The sequence below is a fragment of the Bacillus rhizoplanae genome, from assembly GCF_917563915.1.
Lineage (GTDB): Bacteria > Bacillota > Bacilli > Bacillales > Bacillaceae_G > Bacillus_A > Bacillus_A rhizoplanae.
On record NZ_CAKJTI010000029.1, the window covers coordinates 25,917 to 44,319 of the forward strand.

Consider the following 18,403-nt stretch of genomic DNA (forward strand, 5'->3'; position numbering starts at 1 on the left):
GTATGTAGAAATTTATGTATACGATCAAAAGGAGAAGAACATGGTGGAGAAAACGATTCAGATTGATTCGATGAATTATCGATTTGAAATAGGCGAAGGGACTTGGAAATTAGAACTTGCCCAGTCACAAACTCAAGTAAAAGATTTTCGTCAATTTGATTTATTAATGGAGAAGTCAGCAATCTTTGTTCCGGTAGCAGTAGAAGAAACAGAGGATGCCTTTGTCTTTTCATACGAAGTTAGTAAGAAATTAAAGAAGTGGGACGATATAAAAGATTTAGAGAGAAATGAAAAATTACGATTGCTTCGAAATGTCGCTCGTTTTAAAGAGTATTTACATAGAAGAATAACGTTCTTTTTACACCCGGAAAATCTAGTTTTCGATGCTAATTATTTACCTTTTATTGTTCATCGTGGAATTCGAGAGATTGTCCCGCCAACCCCCATTACAGAAGAAAAATTCTTATTACAATATAAATGTTTAATTATTGCATTGTTTTCTAAAAAATATAGCTATGATGAATTGTATAATGGCGTCTTGAAAAATGCAAAAGACACAACATTTGAGCAAAATGTTGTTAGTATGAACAGTTTAGACGAATTAATCCAATTTATTGAAGATAGCTTTGAAAAAGAACAAATAAAAACAGAAAAGAATATGCAAATTGTTCCTAAGAAAAACTTTAAAAGGTTCAAATATATGACATACTCTTTTGTGGCAGCTACGGTTATTTTAGTAGCACCATTATCGTATTACGCGTTTATGAAAGTACCTTATCAAAATACATTGTTAGAAGCAAATAAAAACTTTTTAGCTACTGATTATGATCAAGTCATTAGTAATTTACAAGATGAAGATGCTGAAGGACTCCCCTTAGCTTCTAAATATGAGCTGGCATATTCCTACGTTAAGGGTGAGAAATTAGGGGAACAGCAAAAAGCATCTATTATGAAGAACATCAGTTTAAAGAGTGATGAAAATTATTTGCTGTATTGGATTTATAACGGTAAAGGAGATTTTAACAAATCACTAGATATAGCAAAGCAGATTGATGATCCACAATTAATCATGTATGGCTTAATCAAACAAATAGAGGCTGTGAAAAATAATCCAAAATTGTCGGGAAAAGATCGAGATGAGAAGTTAAAAACATATCAGCAACAGTTAGATGAGTATAAAAAGAAATATAGTGATACATCTGATGAAAAAGATTTATCTAATACGAACAAATAAACAAACTAAGAACGTTAAAAGAAGGAAACTTCTTTTACTTCATGTATCCTGCTCTAATGGATAGTAAAACTCTCACCTCAAAACGTAAAGAAAAGAATCTAGGTGGGAGTTTTACTATCTTTAAGAGAAACAGTACACATATTTTTTTACTATAGAAGCTAACAAAGGAGTAGTGGAGAAGGGTGAAGCAACAACTTCTAGCAGTGAGCTATGGCGATAAATTGTATAAATGTCGCCTAAATCCATCTGAACGTCCCGTTGTAACAATTGGGAATGAGTGGTCAAATACAATTACGAATCTTGATTTAGAAGAATCGCTTACGATGAATTGGGATCTTGAGAATAGTGTATGGAAAATAAAAGATAGAACGATCCATGTTAACAAGGAGAATCAAATTGAACTGAAAAATCATAAATCCCTCCATATGTGGATTACATATGTTGAAGAGGTTGCTGTATATGATATAGCGACGAAGTATTCCATCACGCTTAGCGAACGTGAAGGTGATGATATTACCATTGATGGAACAGGTGCAGACCTCGTATTCATTCGTGACTCATTAGATGAACCATTCAAAGTTAACGTACACGGAGGGCGTGTATTTCATAACCATCAAAAATTAGAAGGTAGTGCTATTTTAGAAAGTGGAGATCAATTATTTTTTGATGGTGTAACAATTCAAATTGGACATGAAGATATTCAATTTGTAACAACTAAAGACAAAGTACAATCAACATTACCTCGTTTACTTGAAGCAGATAGCTATTTTCGTGATGAATATCCAGACTACCATCGTTCACCACGCATTATTTATCGCGAGCCAGTTGACAAAATGACAATTGCAAAGCCACCAAGTGAACCATCAAAACCAACAGAACATTTAGTGCGAATGATCGCTCCGTCCCTTGTTATGATCGTGGTCACTGTACTATTGGCAATCTTTATGTCAAATGGCTTATATATATTTGCCTCATTAGCGATGACTGTAGCAACAGTAATTATATCGGTCACATCGTATATTAAAAGTTTAAAGCAATACAAAATTGATATTGTAGAGCGTGACACAAGTTATAGAGAGTATTTAAAACAAAAGACAAAAGATTTATATGAAGAAACTGAAAAGCAGCGTCATGCACTTCACTATCATTATCCAGATGTTGCAGAAATTCGCAACATGTCTATGCAGGTAAACTCACGCATATATGAAAAAACGATGCTTCATCATGACTTCTTAACATATCGTGTTGGAACAGGTCAGGAAAATACTAGTTTTGAAATTCAATTTAATGAAGAAGAATTTAGTCAAAAGAAAGATGAATTAATTGATGCAGCACGTGAACTAAGACAACAATACCTCTCACTACAAGATGTTCCAGTCGTGACAGATTTAATGAATGGACCAGTCGGATATATTGGACAACGTTCTTTAGTGTTAGAACAACTGCAACTTTTAGTTATGCAAACTTCATTATTTCATAGTTACTATGATTTGCAGTTTATTACATTGTTCCCTGAAGAAGAAAAGAATAAATGGGATTGGATGCGCTGGCTGCCGCATGCAAGTGTACGCGATATTAACGTACGTGGTTTTGTGTACCATGAACGCAGCCGTGACCAAGTACTAAACAGTCTGTATCAAATATTAAAAGACCGCAAAATGAAAATAGAAGAAAAAGGTTCTTCTAATGAAAAATTATATTTTGCACCGCACTATGTTGTACTCATTACAGATGAAAAACTGATCTTAGATCACATTGTAATGGAATTCTTTAATGAAGATCCAACGGAATTAGGGGTATCACTTGTCTTCGTACAGGATGTGATGCAAAGTCTACCAGAACATGTGAAGACAGTCATCGATATAAGAGATTCGAAGAAAGGGAATATCATCTTAGAAAAAGGTGAACTTGTTAACCGTCAATTCGCACTCGATCATTTTTCAAAAGACTTTAACTTAGAAGATGTATCCCGTGCATTAGCACCGCTGAATCACTTGCAAAACTTGAAAAATAGTATTCCAGAAAGTGTAACTTTCTTAGAAATGTATGGTGTCGAGAAAATTCAAGAATTAAACATTACAGCAAGGTGGGAAAAAAATGCAGCCCACAAATCATTAGCTGTACCACTTGGATTACGCGGTAAAGAAGATATTGTAAATCTAAACTTACACGAAAAAGCACATGGGCCACACGGGTTAGTGGCAGGTACGACAGGTTCTGGTAAATCAGAGATTATTCAATCGTACATTTTATCTCTTGCGGTTAATTTCCATCCGTATGAAGTAGCATTTCTACTCATTGACTATAAGGGCGGCGGAATGGCGAACTTATTCAAGGACTTACCGCACTTACTAGGAACCATTACGAACTTAGACGGTGCACAAAGTATGCGTGCTTTAGCATCTATTAAAGCGGAATTACAAAAGCGTCAACGCTTATTTGGCGAACACGATGTAAACCATATTAATCAATATCAAAAACTATACAAACAAGGTAAAGCGAAAGAACCAATGCCGCACTTGTTCCTAATTAGTGATGAATTTGCGGAATTAAAAGCAGAACAGCCTGACTTTATGAAAGAGCTAGTATCAACAGCACGTATCGGTCGTTCCCTAGGAATTCACTTAATCCTCGCAACGCAAAAACCAAGCGGGGTTGTCGATGACCAAATTTGGAGTAACTCGAAATTTAAATTAGCACTAAAAGTACAAAACACATCCGACAGTAACGAAATCCTAAAAACACCAGACGCTGCAGAAATCACGCTGCCAGGACGAGCTTACTTACAGGTCGGAAATAACGAAATCTATGAATTGTTCCAATCTGCATGGAGCGGCGCTGATTACATAGAGAACAAAGACGATCAAGAGCATTTAGACGCAACGATTTATGCGATTAATGATTTAGGGCAGTATGAGATTTTGAGTGAGGATTTGAGTGGGCTTAACAGCAGTAAAGAAATTGCTACTGTACCGACAGAACTTGATGCAGTCATTGATTATATCCATGATTACGCAGAAGAAAAACAAATTGAAGCATTACCAAGACCATGGTTACCACCGCTTCCAGAGAAAATATTCCTGCAAGACTTGCATCCAGTGAACTTTAAAGAAGCGTGGAAACAGGAAAAGAAACCATTACAAGCAACAGTTGGTTTACTAGACCAGCCTGAACTACAAGCCCAAACACCGCTCACATTAGACATAAGCAAAGACGGTCATGTTGCAGTCTTCTCAAGTCCAGGCTACGGAAAATCAACTTTCTTACAATCGGTCATTATGGATGTGGCGCGTCAGCATAGTCCAGAGCATTTGCATGTGTATTTGCTTGATTTCGGTACAAATGGATTAATGCCGTTAAGAGCATTACCTCATGTAGCAGATTTGGTGACGTTAGACCAAGAAGAAAAATGTGAGAAATTCCTTCGTCGTATAGAAGAAACGTTGAAAGAGAGAAAGCGATTATTAAGTAAATATGGTGTTGCTAGTCTTGAAATGTATGAACGAGCTAGTAATGAAATATTACCGACAATATTAATTACGTTAGATAATTATGATGCGGTGAAAGATGCAGGATTTGGAGATGATTTCGAACGTCTTATTGCCCAAGTTGTTCGTGAAGGTTCAGCAGTAGGGATTCATCTCATGTTAACTGCTACACGCCAAAATGCATTACGAGTACAAATAAATGCGAATATTAAGCTGCAAATTGCTCTTTACATGATAGACGAAACAGAAGCGAGATCAATTGTAGGGCGTACTGACTTGAAAATTGAAGAAATCGCTGGCCGCGGTTTAGTGAAACTAGAAGAGCCAACAGTATTCCAAACTTGTATGCCAGCGGAAGGTGAAGATGTGCTGAACTTAATTCAGCATATACAAGCTGAAGGACGAGAAATGGAGGCCTATTGGGCTGGTAAAAAACCGAAAGCGATTCCGATGGTACCAGAAGTATTCGAATATAAAGAATTTATTGCATGGCCAGAAACGAGAGGGATTATTGAAACGGGTAAACTTTCCTTTGGCGTTGAGACTGAGAATGTTACACCAATGGAATTAGACTTAGTAGAAGCTTCAAATATTGTTGTAGCCGGAATTAAAAAAGAGGAAATTGAAAATGTAATTTATCAATTTATGCAACAATTAATTGAAAGTCAAAAATTTGATACTGGTCTTGTAGATACAAGAGCACAAACGTTTTCGAACTTTAAAGGCCAAACAGCTTTATATGTAGCTGAAAAAGTAGGAGTAGAAAAAACGATTAAACAAGTTGCAAATGCTTATCGATCAAGGGAAGCTGCATTTAAAGAGGAGCAAGAAGCTTCTAATGAAACAATGAATCCAGCAGACTTTATTAAAAAGTTCAAGCCGATTGTTATCGTAATTGCAGACTTAAACGACATTGTTAGCAGCCTAGGGGATAGTGAATTATTTAGCTTATCTGAATTAATTACGAATGGTGCGTATATGGGAATCCATTTTGTTATTGGTTGTGATGTGGATGCAATTGATAGTCGCTACGATTCAGTTTCAAAAGCAGTTAAAGCACAATCTCATGTTATCTTGTTAAGAAAATCATCTGGACAAATGGTGTTTGATGTATCCAATAAAGATTTAACTAGTACGAAGTTAAATCCTTTTGAAGGATATTTTGTAAAAGATAGATATGCAACAAAAATTAAAGTACCAGTTATGCAGGGGGGATATTAATGGAGTTATCTCAACTTAATAGTCAGAAAACAAATTTACTCAGTAGTATTAGTCAACAGCAGAGCCAATTAGCGGCTCTGCAATTAAAAAGGCAGCGATTAATACAAGCGAAAGGACAATTTGTAAATAATATTGGATCCATTCGGGAAAATCATGAACAATTTAAATCGCTAGAAGTTAATGATAGTTTGTGGAAAGGAAAAACGGCAACTACTTTCAAATCCACTTACGAACAGCAAGTCATCTTAAATTTAGGAAGATTTATAGGCGAGTTAGATCGAGTAAAAGAAGATATTGAACATGCGATTCAACAAATTGAAAGACAAATTGATTCATGTGAATCAAGTATTTCCTCATTAAATAGAAGTTTTTCAATTGTGAACGATAATATTCAAATTGAAAAACAGAAGAAGGAGAATGGATAATGGGTGAAATTAAGTTAAATAAAGCTGTCTTTGATTCGAAAGTAAATGAACTAAAAAGCGGTGCGAGTGATTTAGGGAAAGTAAAGTTTAATGATATGAAGTTGAATCGTACCAATTTAACTAGATTAACTCAATTTTGTGAAGCAATAGAAGAGTTATCGAAAAAAGTGCAGCAGTATGAACAATTACTACAAAAAGATATTAATAACATTCAACAAGCCGGGAAAGAAATGGTTGAGAAAGATGAAAAACTTGGAAAAGATTTGAGAGACATTTTCACTCATTAGGCTATGTAAAGAAATAGGGGGAGAAACATGGGTAAAATCATTGAGCTACAGGAAGTGAAAGAACTTCAAACTCGCTTTAATTCAAATGCTGAAGAGTTAAATCAACATTTTGAATCGTTAATGCAAAAAATAGAGGATTTTACACAAATTAACTCTTTTCAAGGGAAAACTGCTGATAATATTAAGAAGTATTTATCAGTTCATGTAGCGGTTATCTCTGGATTTACGGCTACAACGGAAGGATTAAAAAGTCAATTTCAAAAAGCCGTAGAGGAGTTTAACAGTGAGGTTGACAGTGATGCAGATACAAAAATTCATGGGAGCTATTTAGGTGATATAAAGAAAAAAGTTAATGGATATAGTGAAGGATTTAGCCACTCTAATGAAGCAGCAAGAAAAACAGTGGATAAGATTAATGACATCGTCGCAATTCAATATCCATCATCAGCAAGCATCACTGAAGGAGCTGTAAAAAGTCAAAAAGAAATCAGTGATACATTAGAAAAATTAGAGGCTTATAATAGTAAACAAAGTGATCTGCAAGAGTTTCATGAACGGATGCATAAGATAGATGAGGGAATGAAAGAAATAAAAGAGAATAATGGGAATTTATCTAGTGCTTCAATAGAGAAGATTATTTCTAGCTCAGCAATTGGAAATATAATTAAGGTAGCAGCGGATGGAATGACCAAATTTGACATTGGAAATAAGGGGATTAAGGCGATTTTAGGTGCCTACATACGTACGCATTATATTAAAAAGAATTATGATTTTGACGTCCTTTTTGATCCTGAAGGTCGAAAAGGAAAAGGAGCATATAAATTATTGACACGTAAGAATGAGGACTTGGTTAAAGTAGCAAAAATACTTACGATGGATAATAATGATGATGATTTATTTCAATTTGTCAAGAATAAATTGAAATTTAAATTTGATAATTTAAAAACAACAAACGCACAAATAAAAAAAGCAAGAAAAACCATTTATAAATTACCAGAGTTTCAAGATTATCAAGAATTCAAACTTGATAGGAAGACTAAAGGATTGCCTACTGCGATTGGGAAAAGAGCATTGAGTTCATTTAAGACTGCTTATGCAGACGGTTTAAAGGATTTACATCCTGGGAAATGGAAAGAAATGTTTAAGGGTATGGGTAAGCCGGCCACAGCATTGAAAGGAGCAAGTATTTTTGGAGCGGTTGTGTCAGTTGGAGGTAATGTTGTAGATGCTAAAGAAGGTGGTTGGCATTTAAACGATGTAGTTGATATAGCAACAGATTCAGCTGTAGATATTGGAGCAAATGCTGGAGCGATGGCAGCCGGTGCTGCAGTGGGCACGCTTATCCTTCCGCCTCTTGGAACTGTGGTCGGAGCTAGTACTGCGGTAGTTGCTTCATTTGTAATGAATATAAAATGGAATGGGGAAGACAGTGCCATTGATTATGCTAAAAAGGGAGTTAAAAACGTAACTAAAAAGGTAACAGAAAAACTTAAATCTGTATTTTGATAATTAGAATACACGAAAGGTGCAAATAGGTAATGTGGAATATAAAAGAGGAAGATTTAGGTAAATTTAAAATGACATGTAGAGATCGCTTAGATCCTGAAGGTGCTACGGGATTTATGTTTGGAGGAATACTATATAGTTCAATCATTATTTTTTCTATTATTTTATCTGGTGGTCGGGATTACTGTGCGGCTCTCTCTGAAATAGGGATTGTTAAGCTAGAAGTGTTGTTATATGTCGTGCAAGTAATCTTTTTCATTCTATATTTATTTCCAAAAGCTCGTTTTAAATTTCAAAAGTTACAAACACTTGTCATATTATTATATGCATTTCAATTAGGTACGATAGGATGTACAGTTGTTATTGTTTCTAAAATGGTTGATTCTTCAATTGATTGGATTACATTAATGTATGCAGGTTTATTATTGTTAGGAGCAGTGATTGTTCATATTGTGACAACGCTTGATACGTTTAAACAAGCGAGTGAAGGTGCGTTTAGTATGGATGAAAGATCCACTTCATTTTTTAGTAATACAAAAGGAACTATGATGAAGTGGGTTGCAATATACGCACTAATTCTTCTTATTTTGACTTATTTTCATACCGATTATGCGTTGGATATTTTTGGTATGTATGTGGTGGGAACTGTTTTAATGTATGCAGTAGCTATTGGTGCAGCGGAATTTCAGTTATTAGTGTATTGTAGGTTTAAATTCCCTTCTTTTAACATATCGTGGGAGGAACATCAAAGACAAGTTCAAAGATACCGAAAGAAAAATAAAAAAAATAAATCGAAACGTAGATAATAAAGCTGGATCTGAACACAGATTATTAACTTGTGGGCGCTAGGCTAAAAGATTTGATTGTTTTTCATCTTGCAATATGTAAGAGATCATTTTAAAAGGAGTAGTTTATATGAAAGTACAATATAAAGCATTATCACTTTTAAATTTAATTAGTATTACTCAAATTGTGAAAAAAGAAGATTGGTTATTACCTGCTATCGCGCTGAGAAATCAGGTTGTTCATAATGGAATATATGCGGTAGGGCCTGTTCTTTTTAAATATACACCACTTGAAAATGAACCAGAATACGGTGAATATACATACTGTGTTCCAGTAAATGAACGTGTTAAATTGGGGGAAGATTCTGCATATGAATACAGTGATGCTCTAATTATTGAAGGTGCATTAAGTATTCGGTTTACGGACGAAGATGGTGATATTGAGGAGGCCTATAATTTCATACACGAGTTTGCAGAGCAGCATCATATTAAATTAGATAACAGTTTTTATCACGTATGTTTAGATGTATACGGTGATACATGGCTAGATATTTATGCTCCTATTATAGAAGTAGGTGAAACGGTAAAATGATAATTGAAGGGCAAAGTATTGCGTATACAAATGTTGTTTCGAAAGAATACTATTTTCATTACACAGATATGGAAGAAGCAATTGAAGATTTTATGTCAGAAATTGCAAAAGCGAATTTAACGGTAAAAGGTCCAATGTTTTATGCTTTGAAAAATGTACCAACAGATGAAAATATGTATATTGAATTATTTATGCCAGTAAATGAAGATAAAATTCCAGCTTCGGAAACAATTCAATTTAGAAGCTATTACTATGTTGATGAGATGCTTATGAAACGATATACGGGAGATTATGAAAAATTAACAGAGTATGTGTATGCTGAGATGCTTCAGTATATGGAAGATAATCAACTTGATATGATTTCACCTATTTATCATATATTTAGTGGTGATGAAAGCCTACAGTATGTTGAAGTGAAAATTGCAGTAGATATTCAAGAATAATATACGAAGCTTGTGATTGTAAAACTATGAGAACTAGAAGCAAAAAGATAGTGTCATAGAAGAACAATTTGTAGATGATTTTACTCAGAGAGTTTCAAGTGTTATTTTTGTGTTGAAAAGGGGGAACGAATTTATGGGGTTATTTTCAAGAGAAAAAAAGGTATACTTTCAACAAGAGTGTAAAGAGAAAAATGATGAAATTATTAAGCAAAAAGTATTGAACAAAGTTTCAGAATCTGATTGTATAATACCTGCTGAAATAATTGATAAAATGGTTGATGGTTCGCCTTTATACCCTGAATTTGCGAAAGAACTTTCAGAGATTTTATCTCTCAGTAACCGAGAGTTTTTCGAAATGATTGTTATTTTTGTTGGCACGTTTGAAATTCCTGTAAAAGTATCAAACACGACGAAAGTGATTATTCAATTTGAACCAGTGGATGAAGAGATAAGAGATGCAGCGTGTTCCGATATTAAAGTGATTGGTTTTATATATAAGAAAAAGTCCACTGATCAAGAAATAGAAGAAATATCAGAGTGGATGTTAGAGTTTAAAGCATTGTGCGATAAAATAGGAGAATATAATGAAGTATCTTAAAAGAGATAGGTTTGAATAATATAAGGATATATGGCATGAATAAAACCTTCTCTTTTCGTTAGAATGAGGAGGTTTTTCGTTCTTAGTCTATATGTCTGACTTATAATTTCGACATACGATTTTTCAGTTGAATCAGGCTGTATCGGCAGTAGTTAGGTCTTGTAATTGACCTTGTTCCTATTTTGTATACGCCGAAAAAGTTAATCAGTTATATATAGTTTATTTCAAGTACTTAATACAGTTTTGAAGATAGAATGAAAAATTATTCATAAGTTAATCTGTACAGGGAGGAAGGTGTTCCTTTGAATAAAGACCAAAAAACTGTAAAAACAGAAAAAGGTTTTTTTGAAAGTATAATAGTTCCTATCTATAAAGCGTTAGAATTTATAATGAAATATATACTCATTTTAATAATAATAATGTCAATCTTAGTAATAATTGCTGCTATTTTCTTTAAAATATATGAGGGTATAGGGGCTGGTGTATTCCTTTTAATCTCGTCAGTATCAGCATATTGGGTATTTTTTAAGAAAAGTAAACAGGACTAAATGAATATTGAATATAAAAATTGAAAGATTAACCGAGTATATGTATGCTGGAATGATGCATTACATAGAAGACAATCAACTTGATATGATTTTCACGATCTATCATATATGTAGTGATGATGAAGGTCTGCAGTATGTTGACGTGAAAATTGCAGTAGATATGCAAGGATAATCTATGAAGGTTTTTGTTTTAATTTTCATAATAATGATTCTACTATTATCTTGATTCGGAGGGATTTCATGGGGTTATTTTCGAGAGAAAGAAAGGTGTTTTTCAATCACAAGTGTGCAGATGAAAATGGTGAGCTTATCAAGCAAAAAATATTGAGAAAAGTCTCAAACTCTGATTGTGTAATAACTGCTGAAATGATTGCTAATTTGCCATCATATCCTGAACTTGGGAAAGAGATTCTTAAACTATTACCTGTGCCAGATTTATTCACAATGATTACCACTGATTTCGCAAAAGTTACATTTTTTATTAAAGCATCAAAAACAACGAAAGTGCTTATTCACATTGTCCCGACAGATGTAGAAAGGGGCCTACCGTTTTCTGATATTAAAGTAATTGGTTTTATATATAAGAAAAAGTCCACTGGCCAAGAGATAGAAAAAATATCAGAGTGGATGCTGGAATTTAAAACGCTATGTGATCAAATGTCAAAACATAATGAGTTGCTTCAAAAGGGATAGTTTTGAATATGATAAGAACGTATAACAGCAAGAAAGCCTTCTCTTTTCGTTAAAATGAGGAGGTTTTTATTTTTAATCTAAATGATTGAAGAGAATGTAGCCAAAGGTGGGACAATTAGATGTGGAAAATACAAGAGAAAGATTTAGATAAATTTAGAATAACATGTAGAAGTCGTTTAAGTCCTGAAGGTGCTACAGGATTTATGCTAGGAACGATAGTTTATATTTCATTAATTATGTTTATTATTTTGATAGGAGGTTTGGATTACTATACCACTTTTTTTGCTAAAACAATTGTTAAAACTGAAATTGTGTTATATAGCTTACAAATAATCTTTTTAATCCTATATCTATTTTTCCCAAAAGCCCAATTTAAATTTCAAAAGTTGCAAACGCTTGTCGTATTATTATATGCATTTCAATTAGGTACTATATCATTCATACCCTTGGTTCTTCCTGGAATGGCTGATTATTCAATTGATCGAATTACGCTAATATATGTAGGTTTATTATTTTTAGGAGCAGTCATTGTTCATATTGTGACAACGATTGATACGTTTAAACAAGCGAGTGAAGGTGCGTTTAGTATGGATGAAAGATCCACTTCCTTTTTTAGTAACACAAAAGGAACTATGATGAAGTGGGCTACAATATACGCACTAATTCTTCTTATTTTGATTTTTTTTCATAATGATTATGAGTTTGATGTTTTAGTTATGTATGTGGTAGGAGCTGTTTTAATGTATACGATAGCCATCGGTGCAGCGGAATTTCAGCTATTAGTGTATTGTAGATTTAAATTTCCTTCTTTTAACATATCGTGGGAGCAACATAAAAGAGAAACTCTAAGATACCGAAAGAAAAATAAAAAAAATAAATCGAAACGTAAGGCATAAAAAAAATGAGTCTTGTTTAGGATAAGATCCATTCAATTGTAATGTGCTAGATTCAAAATGCTAAAATTCTTTAGTGCTTAATTAGGAAAAGGTTGGCTGATAGGACGGAAAATTAGATATTGGAACATCTACTACAGCATTGTGAATGAGTACTTATCTTAAAGTATTCATCACAGTTCTATCAGATTGAATGAATTTGTTGTAGTATCTTCTGTGCCTAGTTACTGGTACAAAAAAATAACCAAAAACTTAGAATTGTATTTTGGTAATTAGACTATATGAAAGGTTTAGATAAGTGATGTGGAATATAAAAGAAGAAGATTTAGGTAAATTTAAAATTACATGTAGAAATCGTTTAAGTCCTGAAGGTGCTACGGGATTTATGATAGGAACAATAATTTTTGTTTCATTAATGATGTTTTTTCTTATTGGTACTTTAGTAACGTTTGGTTGGGATTATTATACTACTTTCTTTGAGAAAACAATCGTTAAAATTGAAATTGTCCTATATAGCTTGCAAGTAATTTTTTTAATTCTATATTCATTTCCAAAGGCTCGTTTTAAATTTCAAAAGCTACAAACACTTGTCGTATTATTATATGCATTTCAATTAGGTACGATATTATTCACAGCGTTAGTTCTTCCTGGTATGTCGGATTATTCAATTGACAGAATTACGTTAATATATGTAGGCTTCTTATTTTTGGGAGCAATCATCGTTCATATTGTGACAACGATTGATACGTTTAAACAAGCAAGCGAAGGTGCGTTTAGCATGGATGAAAGATCTGCTTCATTTTTTAGTAACACAAAAGGAACTACGATGAAGTGGGCTGCAATATACGCACTAATTCTTCTTATTTTGATTTATTTTCATAATGATTACGCGTTTGATACTTTCTTTGGATATATAATAGGAACCTTTTTAATGTATACGATAGCCATCGGTGCAGCGGAATTTCAGCTATTAGTGTATTGTAGATTTAAATTTCCGTCATTTAACATATCGTGGGAGCAACATAAAAGAGAAACTCCAAGATACCGAAAGAAAAATGAAAAATATAAATCAAAAAGTAGATAATAAAGCATGGTCTGAACACAAATTATTACTTGGTAGGGACTAGACTTAGAGATTCGCTCATTTTTAATTTTTTAATGTGTAAAATGGAGAAATCATTTCTAATAAAGGTTTCTTTATTATTTATAGAAATAGAAAATCTTAGAAGAATCTCTATAGGAAAGTGAATGCTAGAATAAATAGAGAGGAGTTATTTATGTTACTTGGTACATATACTTTATATATGGGTAAACAGTATCAAGTTCTTAATTATGATAAAGAAAGTAAAAACGTTAAACTACAATTAGATGATAAGATAAATTATAAAATTGTAAAAAGGGATGCTGTTGGAGAAATATATTATATACAGACCAACTGTTTTTATAAAGGTTACGAATTTCAAGTTATATCAGAAAGAGAGGATAGTATATTAATTTATACTCCTAATTATGAAGTAGGAGCTGAGTTAAATATGGAATTTGTAGAACGCTCTGTATTTCATAAATGGATAAAAAAGAATGAAGTAGATAGAATAGTAGAAGAAAAAACGGTATTAGATTTATAAGATTTGGAGTTAGTATAGTCATAAGGACACAGCTTAGTTAAGTTCTTACAATGGGGGTCAAAGTGTAGTCGTGAAAATAAAGAATTAAGCAAAAAAATTATATAAATCCATCAAGATAGTGGACAGTATGATGGTGCTCCCATTCATCAAAATCAACTGTAGAGGAACATACAAACCTAGCTAAAGAAGTAGCTTAGATTTAACTTTTTTGCATTCAAAATATTAGCTGAAATCCCAAATGGCCAGTTAATTACTAGTTACAGGACAAATTAATACACCAATTAATGTGAAGGCATTCGAAGATATGGGATAGTACAAAATATAAGAGGCTGGTTATATGAAGCAAAATGAATATGAAAATAAAATAAAAGTGTTAGATATAAATTTGGAAGAACTGAATATTGTTATTGGAAGAAAAACAAATGTACCAATCTCAACAGGTTGTTATTTTGAAGATGGAAATTGGATTTTGTATGATGTGGATGAAAGACAAAATTTTTCCGTTATTGAAAAGGGCGATGAAGATCGTATTTTTAAATTTTTATATATGATAACTATGAGCAAAATAGGTAAATAATATTATAGGTGGGACTCCATTAATTAAATATGAGTTAAGTTGAGTAGTAATAAAGTATTTGTATAAAGTAAGAGCAGAATGCTGTTTGTACTTATTAAAAAATATAAGACAATCAACATTCTGAAAAAAATGAATGGATACGATAATAAATCAGGCGTGTTCTCTCCTTCTAGTTATGATTAGATTTGTGTGGTGGCTTATCTATAACATAGGAAGGTGGATATGTCTTTTTTATTTTTTATGGTTGATTAGGAGGGAAGTATAATAAATTATGAGTGACTATGCTATTTATAAAAATAATTTGTATAGATTAAATGTATCGGATAATAAACTGAAGCTTATAAGTAATTCAAATGAATCTATAAAATATGGGTTTAAAGAATTAAAATTTGAACAAGGATTCGTTTCAAAAGTAATATATATAAAAGAGGTTGATATTAATGAAGTAGAGATGGCTTATAAATTGAAATACAAGGTAATATATAAAGAAAAAGAATTTGTTCCATGGGCAATAGGTAAGTTTATACTAGAAATAAATAAAATTTCGCTAGGTACAAATGATGAACAAGAAGCTAGGAATTATGGATTTGAAAAGATGGAACAGTTTGTTTTTAAAAAAGAGGTTCCAATAGATGAAGTAGATGCTTTAATAGAAATTAAGAAGCCTATTTTAAAATTCCAAAATACGGATGAAAAATTTACTAGAATTGAACAAAAGGATATAAGAAGTTATTTAAGGAACCTTTTAGAATAGATTATATTTAATTGTATCGTATTAAAAGGAGAAAAATGAACATGATTAGTGTATCTATGAAACTATAGTTACCACGTTAATAAAACGAAAATAATAAAAGAATCCTATAAATTTGAGGGCACTAAAAAAGTCCATTTAAATAGAAAAAGAAGCAAATTATCTACTATATAGTTGATAATTTGCTTCTTTTTGTTGCATGCCCTGCTAAGCTAGGCACTGCTTACTGGTGATAGGTAAGAGCCAAGCCAACTAGCAGCTAATAGGTAACTATGGAGAAGCCCTAAGAAAGTAATTTCTAGTACGAGTGCCAGCGAAGCAGCAGACCATAACATAAAGTGAAGTGTTTATGCTTGTATATCAATAATTATGTATTTACAGCACCGTGTTCTATAATGAATATATATAAAACCTTAAGGAGAAGGGTTGGTATCTCATGACAAAATCTAATGTAGTTAAACTTACTTCACTATCATCCAAGGGAGGGTGTGGCTGTAAAATTGGTCCAGCAGATTTAGCGCAGGTGATTCGTACACTTCCTCCAGCAATGCCAAATCCTGATTTGCTTGTGGGGCTTGATACGAGTGACGATGCGGGGGTATACCGCCTTAACGATGACTTGGCGATTGTACAAACTGTTGATTTCTTTACGCCAATCGTGGATGATCCGTATTCGTTCGGACAGGTGGCGGCAGCTAATGCCATTAGTGATATATATGCGATGGGCGGTAAGCCGCTGACTGCACTTAATATTGTTGCTTTTCCTATTACGACATTGGATAAGCAGATTTTGGCGGATATTTTACGCGGTGCTGGTGATAAGCTTAAAGAAGCGGGAGCGACGCTTGTCGGTGGCCATTCAATTGATGATAAGGAGCCGAAATTCGGGCTTGCTGTAACTGGAATCGTTCATCCGAATAAAGTACGGACTAATGCGGGGGCGAAGCACGGGGACAAACTTATCTTGACAAAACCAATCGGTGTCGGTATTTTGACGTCTTCTATTAAGCGTAATTTGCTGAATGATGAAGAAATTGCCCGCGTTACACAGGTAATGACAACATTGAATAAAACGGCGGCGGAAACGATGGAGTCTTACAATGTACATGCTTGTACTGATGTTACTGGGTTCGGATTGCTCGGACATGCATCGGAAATGGCTAAGGGTAGTGACATGGGACTGCACATTGTTAAAGATCAGGTACCTGTCCTGCCGCGAGTGAGGGAGCTTGCGGAAGCGGGCGTAATTCCTGGAGGAACGAAAAATAATTTTGTTCATTTGCAAGGAGCGGTAAATTTTCCGGAGACGATGGATCAAATAGACCAATGGATTTTGTGTGATGCGGTTACATCTGGCGGACTTTTGATGTCCGTGACTGGGGAAGAGGCGGAATTGCTTCTGGCGGATCTGCGGAAAGCTGGCGTGGAAGCTTGCATAATCGGTGAAGTGACAGAAGATCATCCAGGTCAAATTGTTGTTATATAAGCAATCTATATTGCAGAAAGGTGGAAGGATCAGTGTTCCAAGATATCACTATTGATGAGTTATTGGCTTTGCATGATAAAAAGGAGCTTGTGCTGGTCGATGTTCGGTCACCTTCGGAATATAAGGATGCTACAATCCCCGGCAGCTTAAATATTCCACTGTTTAATGATGAGGAAAGAGCTGAAATTGGAACGATTTACAAACAAGTTAGCTTTCAAGCGGCTAAAGAACGCGGTCTTGAAATTGTTTCGGCGAAGTTGCCGGCTTTCGTTAAGGAGTTTGGCCAAATTGATGGACAAAAGGCTGTATTTTGCTGGCGTGGGGGCATGCGCAGCAGGACGACGGCCACTGTTTTAGATTTAATGGGAATTCAAGTTTATCGTCTACAGGGAGGCCTCCGGGCTTATCGCAAGTGGGTTGTTGAAACTCTTGATCATCTAGAGCTCAAGCAGGAAACTTATGTTTTGAACGGTTATACGGGGTCAGGGAAGACTACTATTCTACGACGTCTGAGAAAGGAAGGATACCCTATTCTTGATTTGGAGGGGATGGCTAACCATAGAGGTTCCATCTTCGGGCAGGTTGGACTTGAACCGCACAATCAGAAAACGTTCGAATCTCTTCTTGTTCAAGAGGCCCTTCATTTACAGCAATCTCCATATATGTTAGTTGAAGCGGAGAGCAAGCGAATCGGGAAAGTAATGATCCCCGATTGTATTTTTGAGAGGAAAGAACAGGGAATACAATTATTTATTGATATGCCTGTAGAAGAACGAGTCCAACATATTTTGGAAGATTATTGCCCTTGGGAGCATCAAGAGGAATGCATTGAGGCTTTCCAAAAAATCAAAAGACGTATTCACACACCGGTCGCAACAAAGATTAACAATGATTTACAATCAGGTAATTTTGATTCAGCGGTGCAATTGTTGCTTGAACATTACTATGATCCTCTTTATGAACATACGGCGAAACACTATCCAGAGGAACGTAGGCTCACTATAAAAGTGCAGAATGTGGATGAAGCGATGGAGGCTATTCGGGATATTCTCTCGATTCCGTTCAAGTAAATGTAAAGTAGAGAAGATGGTTCTAGTATTCTGTTAAAAAATAGTTGTAGACTGAAAAGGTGCTTTCTGTACATGAAAGCGCCTTTTGTTAACATAAAATCAATGTATCACAAAACCTTTAAAAGTTCCTTCAGAAGAACTGAAGGAACTTTCCATTCACATAATCAATGTTATCGGAAGT

General features: G+C 34.1%; 19 protein-coding genes. All 19 read left to right on the forward strand.

What is annotated here, in order from left to right; genetic code table 11:
* Positions 1-40: 40 nt before the first annotated feature.
* Entirely contained in the window at positions 41-1,234 is a 1,194-nt protein-coding gene (gene essB, locus LRP84_RS18675; RefSeq protein ID WP_230576440.1) for a type VII secretion protein EssB, read from the forward strand.
* 203 nt (positions 1,235-1,437) lie between these two features.
* A complete protein-coding gene (essC, locus tag LRP84_RS18680) occupies positions 1,438-5,943 on the forward strand; it encodes a type VII secretion protein EssC (RefSeq protein WP_437438793.1) in 4,506 nt (1,501 codons plus the stop codon).
* The gene (locus LRP84_RS18685; RefSeq protein WP_230576442.1) at positions 5,943-6,368 is read left to right on the forward strand and encodes a YwqH-like family protein; all 426 of its coding nucleotides are present in this window, start codon (positions 5,943-5,945) and stop codon (positions 6,366-6,368) included. Before essC ends, LRP84_RS18685 begins: the two co-directional genes overlap by 1 nt.
* Complete coding sequence (locus LRP84_RS18690) at positions 6,368-6,655, forward strand: TIGR04197 family type VII secretion effector (RefSeq protein ID WP_230576443.1); 288 nt, start codon at positions 6,368-6,370, stop codon at positions 6,653-6,655. Before LRP84_RS18685 ends, LRP84_RS18690 begins: the two co-directional genes overlap by 1 nt.
* Before the next feature lie 27 nt (positions 6,656-6,682).
* Complete coding sequence (locus LRP84_RS18695; RefSeq protein ID WP_230576444.1) at positions 6,683-8,161, forward strand: T7SS effector LXG polymorphic toxin; 1,479 nt, start codon at positions 6,683-6,685, stop codon at positions 8,159-8,161.
* A 32-nt stretch (positions 8,162-8,193) separates the two neighbouring features.
* Complete coding sequence (locus LRP84_RS18700; RefSeq protein WP_230576445.1) at positions 8,194-8,967, forward strand: hypothetical protein; 774 nt, start codon at positions 8,194-8,196, stop codon at positions 8,965-8,967.
* A gap of 109 nt (positions 8,968-9,076) precedes the next feature.
* Positions 9,077-9,538, forward strand: a complete 462-nt coding sequence (locus LRP84_RS18705) for a GyrI-like domain-containing protein (RefSeq protein WP_230576446.1) — start codon at positions 9,077-9,079, stop codon at positions 9,536-9,538.
* A complete protein-coding gene (locus LRP84_RS18710) occupies positions 9,535-9,981 on the forward strand; it encodes a DUF5085 family protein (RefSeq protein ID WP_230576447.1) in 447 nt (148 codons plus the stop codon). The genes LRP84_RS18705 and LRP84_RS18710 overlap by 4 nt, the downstream gene beginning before the upstream one ends.
* A 133-nt stretch (positions 9,982-10,114) precedes the next feature.
* The gene (locus LRP84_RS18715; RefSeq protein WP_230576448.1) at positions 10,115-10,579 is read left to right on the forward strand and encodes a hypothetical protein; all 465 of its coding nucleotides are present in this window, start codon (positions 10,115-10,117) and stop codon (positions 10,577-10,579) included.
* Between the two features lie 302 nt (positions 10,580-10,881).
* Positions 10,882-11,127: a hypothetical protein gene (locus tag LRP84_RS18720; RefSeq protein ID WP_230576449.1), complete on the forward strand. Its 246-nt coding sequence runs from the start codon at positions 10,882-10,884 to the stop codon at positions 11,125-11,127.
* A 7-nt stretch (positions 11,128-11,134) separates the two neighbouring features.
* Entirely contained in the window at positions 11,135-11,299 is a 165-nt protein-coding gene (locus LRP84_RS18725) for a DUF5085 family protein (RefSeq protein WP_230576450.1), read from the forward strand.
* A gap of 68 nt (positions 11,300-11,367) precedes the next feature.
* Positions 11,368-11,820, forward strand: coding sequence for a hypothetical protein (locus tag LRP84_RS18730; RefSeq protein WP_230576451.1), 453 nt, complete (start codon positions 11,368-11,370; stop codon positions 11,818-11,820).
* 119 nt (positions 11,821-11,939) lie between these two features.
* On the forward strand, positions 11,940-12,716 hold the full coding sequence (locus LRP84_RS18735; protein ID WP_230576452.1) for a hypothetical protein: 777 nt from the start codon (positions 11,940-11,942) through the stop codon (positions 12,714-12,716).
* Positions 12,717-13,014: 298 nt separating this feature from the next.
* Positions 13,015-13,797: a polysaccharide biosynthesis protein gene (locus tag LRP84_RS18740; protein WP_230576453.1), complete on the forward strand. Its 783-nt coding sequence runs from the start codon at positions 13,015-13,017 to the stop codon at positions 13,795-13,797.
* Between the two features lie 193 nt (positions 13,798-13,990).
* On the forward strand, positions 13,991-14,338 hold the full coding sequence (locus LRP84_RS18745; RefSeq protein ID WP_230576454.1) for a UCP033725 family protein: 348 nt from the start codon (positions 13,991-13,993) through the stop codon (positions 14,336-14,338).
* A 337-nt stretch (positions 14,339-14,675) separates the two neighbouring features.
* Positions 14,676-14,915 carry a hypothetical protein gene (locus tag LRP84_RS18750; RefSeq protein ID WP_230576455.1) on the forward strand — a complete coding sequence of 80 codons (240 nt, stop codon included), beginning with the start codon at positions 14,676-14,678 and terminating at the stop codon, positions 14,913-14,915.
* 271 nt (positions 14,916-15,186) lie between these two features.
* Entirely contained in the window at positions 15,187-15,669 is a 483-nt protein-coding gene (locus tag LRP84_RS18755; RefSeq protein WP_230576456.1) for a UCP033725 family protein, read from the forward strand.
* 433 nt (positions 15,670-16,102) lie between these two features.
* Positions 16,103-17,152 (forward strand): selenide, water dikinase SelD, encoded by a 1,050-nt coding sequence (selD, locus tag LRP84_RS18760; protein ID WP_230576457.1) that lies wholly within the window; start codon positions 16,103-16,105, stop codon positions 17,150-17,152.
* 32 nt (positions 17,153-17,184) lie between these two features.
* Positions 17,185-18,222, forward strand: a complete 1,038-nt coding sequence (gene mnmH, locus LRP84_RS18765; protein WP_230576458.1) for a tRNA 2-selenouridine(34) synthase MnmH — start codon at positions 17,185-17,187, stop codon at positions 18,220-18,222.
* Positions 18,223-18,403 lie beyond the last annotated feature (181 nt).

Excerpts from the sequence above, each read along its gene's own strand:
- essB (WP_230576440.1), top strand. The coding sequence starts at position 41 with ATGGTGGAGAAAACGATTCAGATTGATTCGATGAATTATCGATTTGAA.
- LRP84_RS18735 (WP_230576452.1), top strand. The coding sequence starts at position 11,940 with ATGTGGAAAATACAAGAGAAAGATTTAGATAAATTTAGAATAACATGT.
- LRP84_RS18715 (WP_230576448.1), top strand. The coding sequence starts at position 10,115 with ATGGGGTTATTTTCAAGAGAAAAAAAGGTATACTTTCAACAAGAGTGT.
- LRP84_RS18695 (WP_230576444.1), top strand. The coding sequence starts at position 6,683 with ATGGGTAAAATCATTGAGCTACAGGAAGTGAAAGAACTTCAAACTCGC.
- LRP84_RS18740 (WP_230576453.1), top strand. The coding sequence starts at position 13,015 with ATGTGGAATATAAAAGAAGAAGATTTAGGTAAATTTAAAATTACATGT.
- LRP84_RS18710 (WP_230576447.1), top strand. The coding sequence starts at position 9,535 with ATGATAATTGAAGGGCAAAGTATTGCGTATACAAATGTTGTTTCGAAA.
- LRP84_RS18745 (WP_230576454.1), top strand. The coding sequence starts at position 13,991 with ATGTTACTTGGTACATATACTTTATATATGGGTAAACAGTATCAAGTT.
- LRP84_RS18730 (WP_230576451.1), top strand. The coding sequence starts at position 11,368 with ATGGGGTTATTTTCGAGAGAAAGAAAGGTGTTTTTCAATCACAAGTGT.
- selD (WP_230576457.1), top strand. The coding sequence starts at position 16,103 with ATGACAAAATCTAATGTAGTTAAACTTACTTCACTATCATCCAAGGGA.
- LRP84_RS18755 (WP_230576456.1), top strand. The coding sequence starts at position 15,187 with ATGAGTGACTATGCTATTTATAAAAATAATTTGTATAGATTAAATGTA.
- LRP84_RS18750 (WP_230576455.1), top strand. The coding sequence starts at position 14,676 with ATGAAGCAAAATGAATATGAAAATAAAATAAAAGTGTTAGATATAAAT.
- LRP84_RS18685 (WP_230576442.1), top strand. The coding sequence starts at position 5,943 with ATGGAGTTATCTCAACTTAATAGTCAGAAAACAAATTTACTCAGTAGT.
- LRP84_RS18690 (WP_230576443.1), top strand. The coding sequence starts at position 6,368 with ATGGGTGAAATTAAGTTAAATAAAGCTGTCTTTGATTCGAAAGTAAAT.
- LRP84_RS18700 (WP_230576445.1), top strand. The coding sequence starts at position 8,194 with ATGTGGAATATAAAAGAGGAAGATTTAGGTAAATTTAAAATGACATGT.
- LRP84_RS18705 (WP_230576446.1), top strand. The coding sequence starts at position 9,077 with ATGAAAGTACAATATAAAGCATTATCACTTTTAAATTTAATTAGTATT.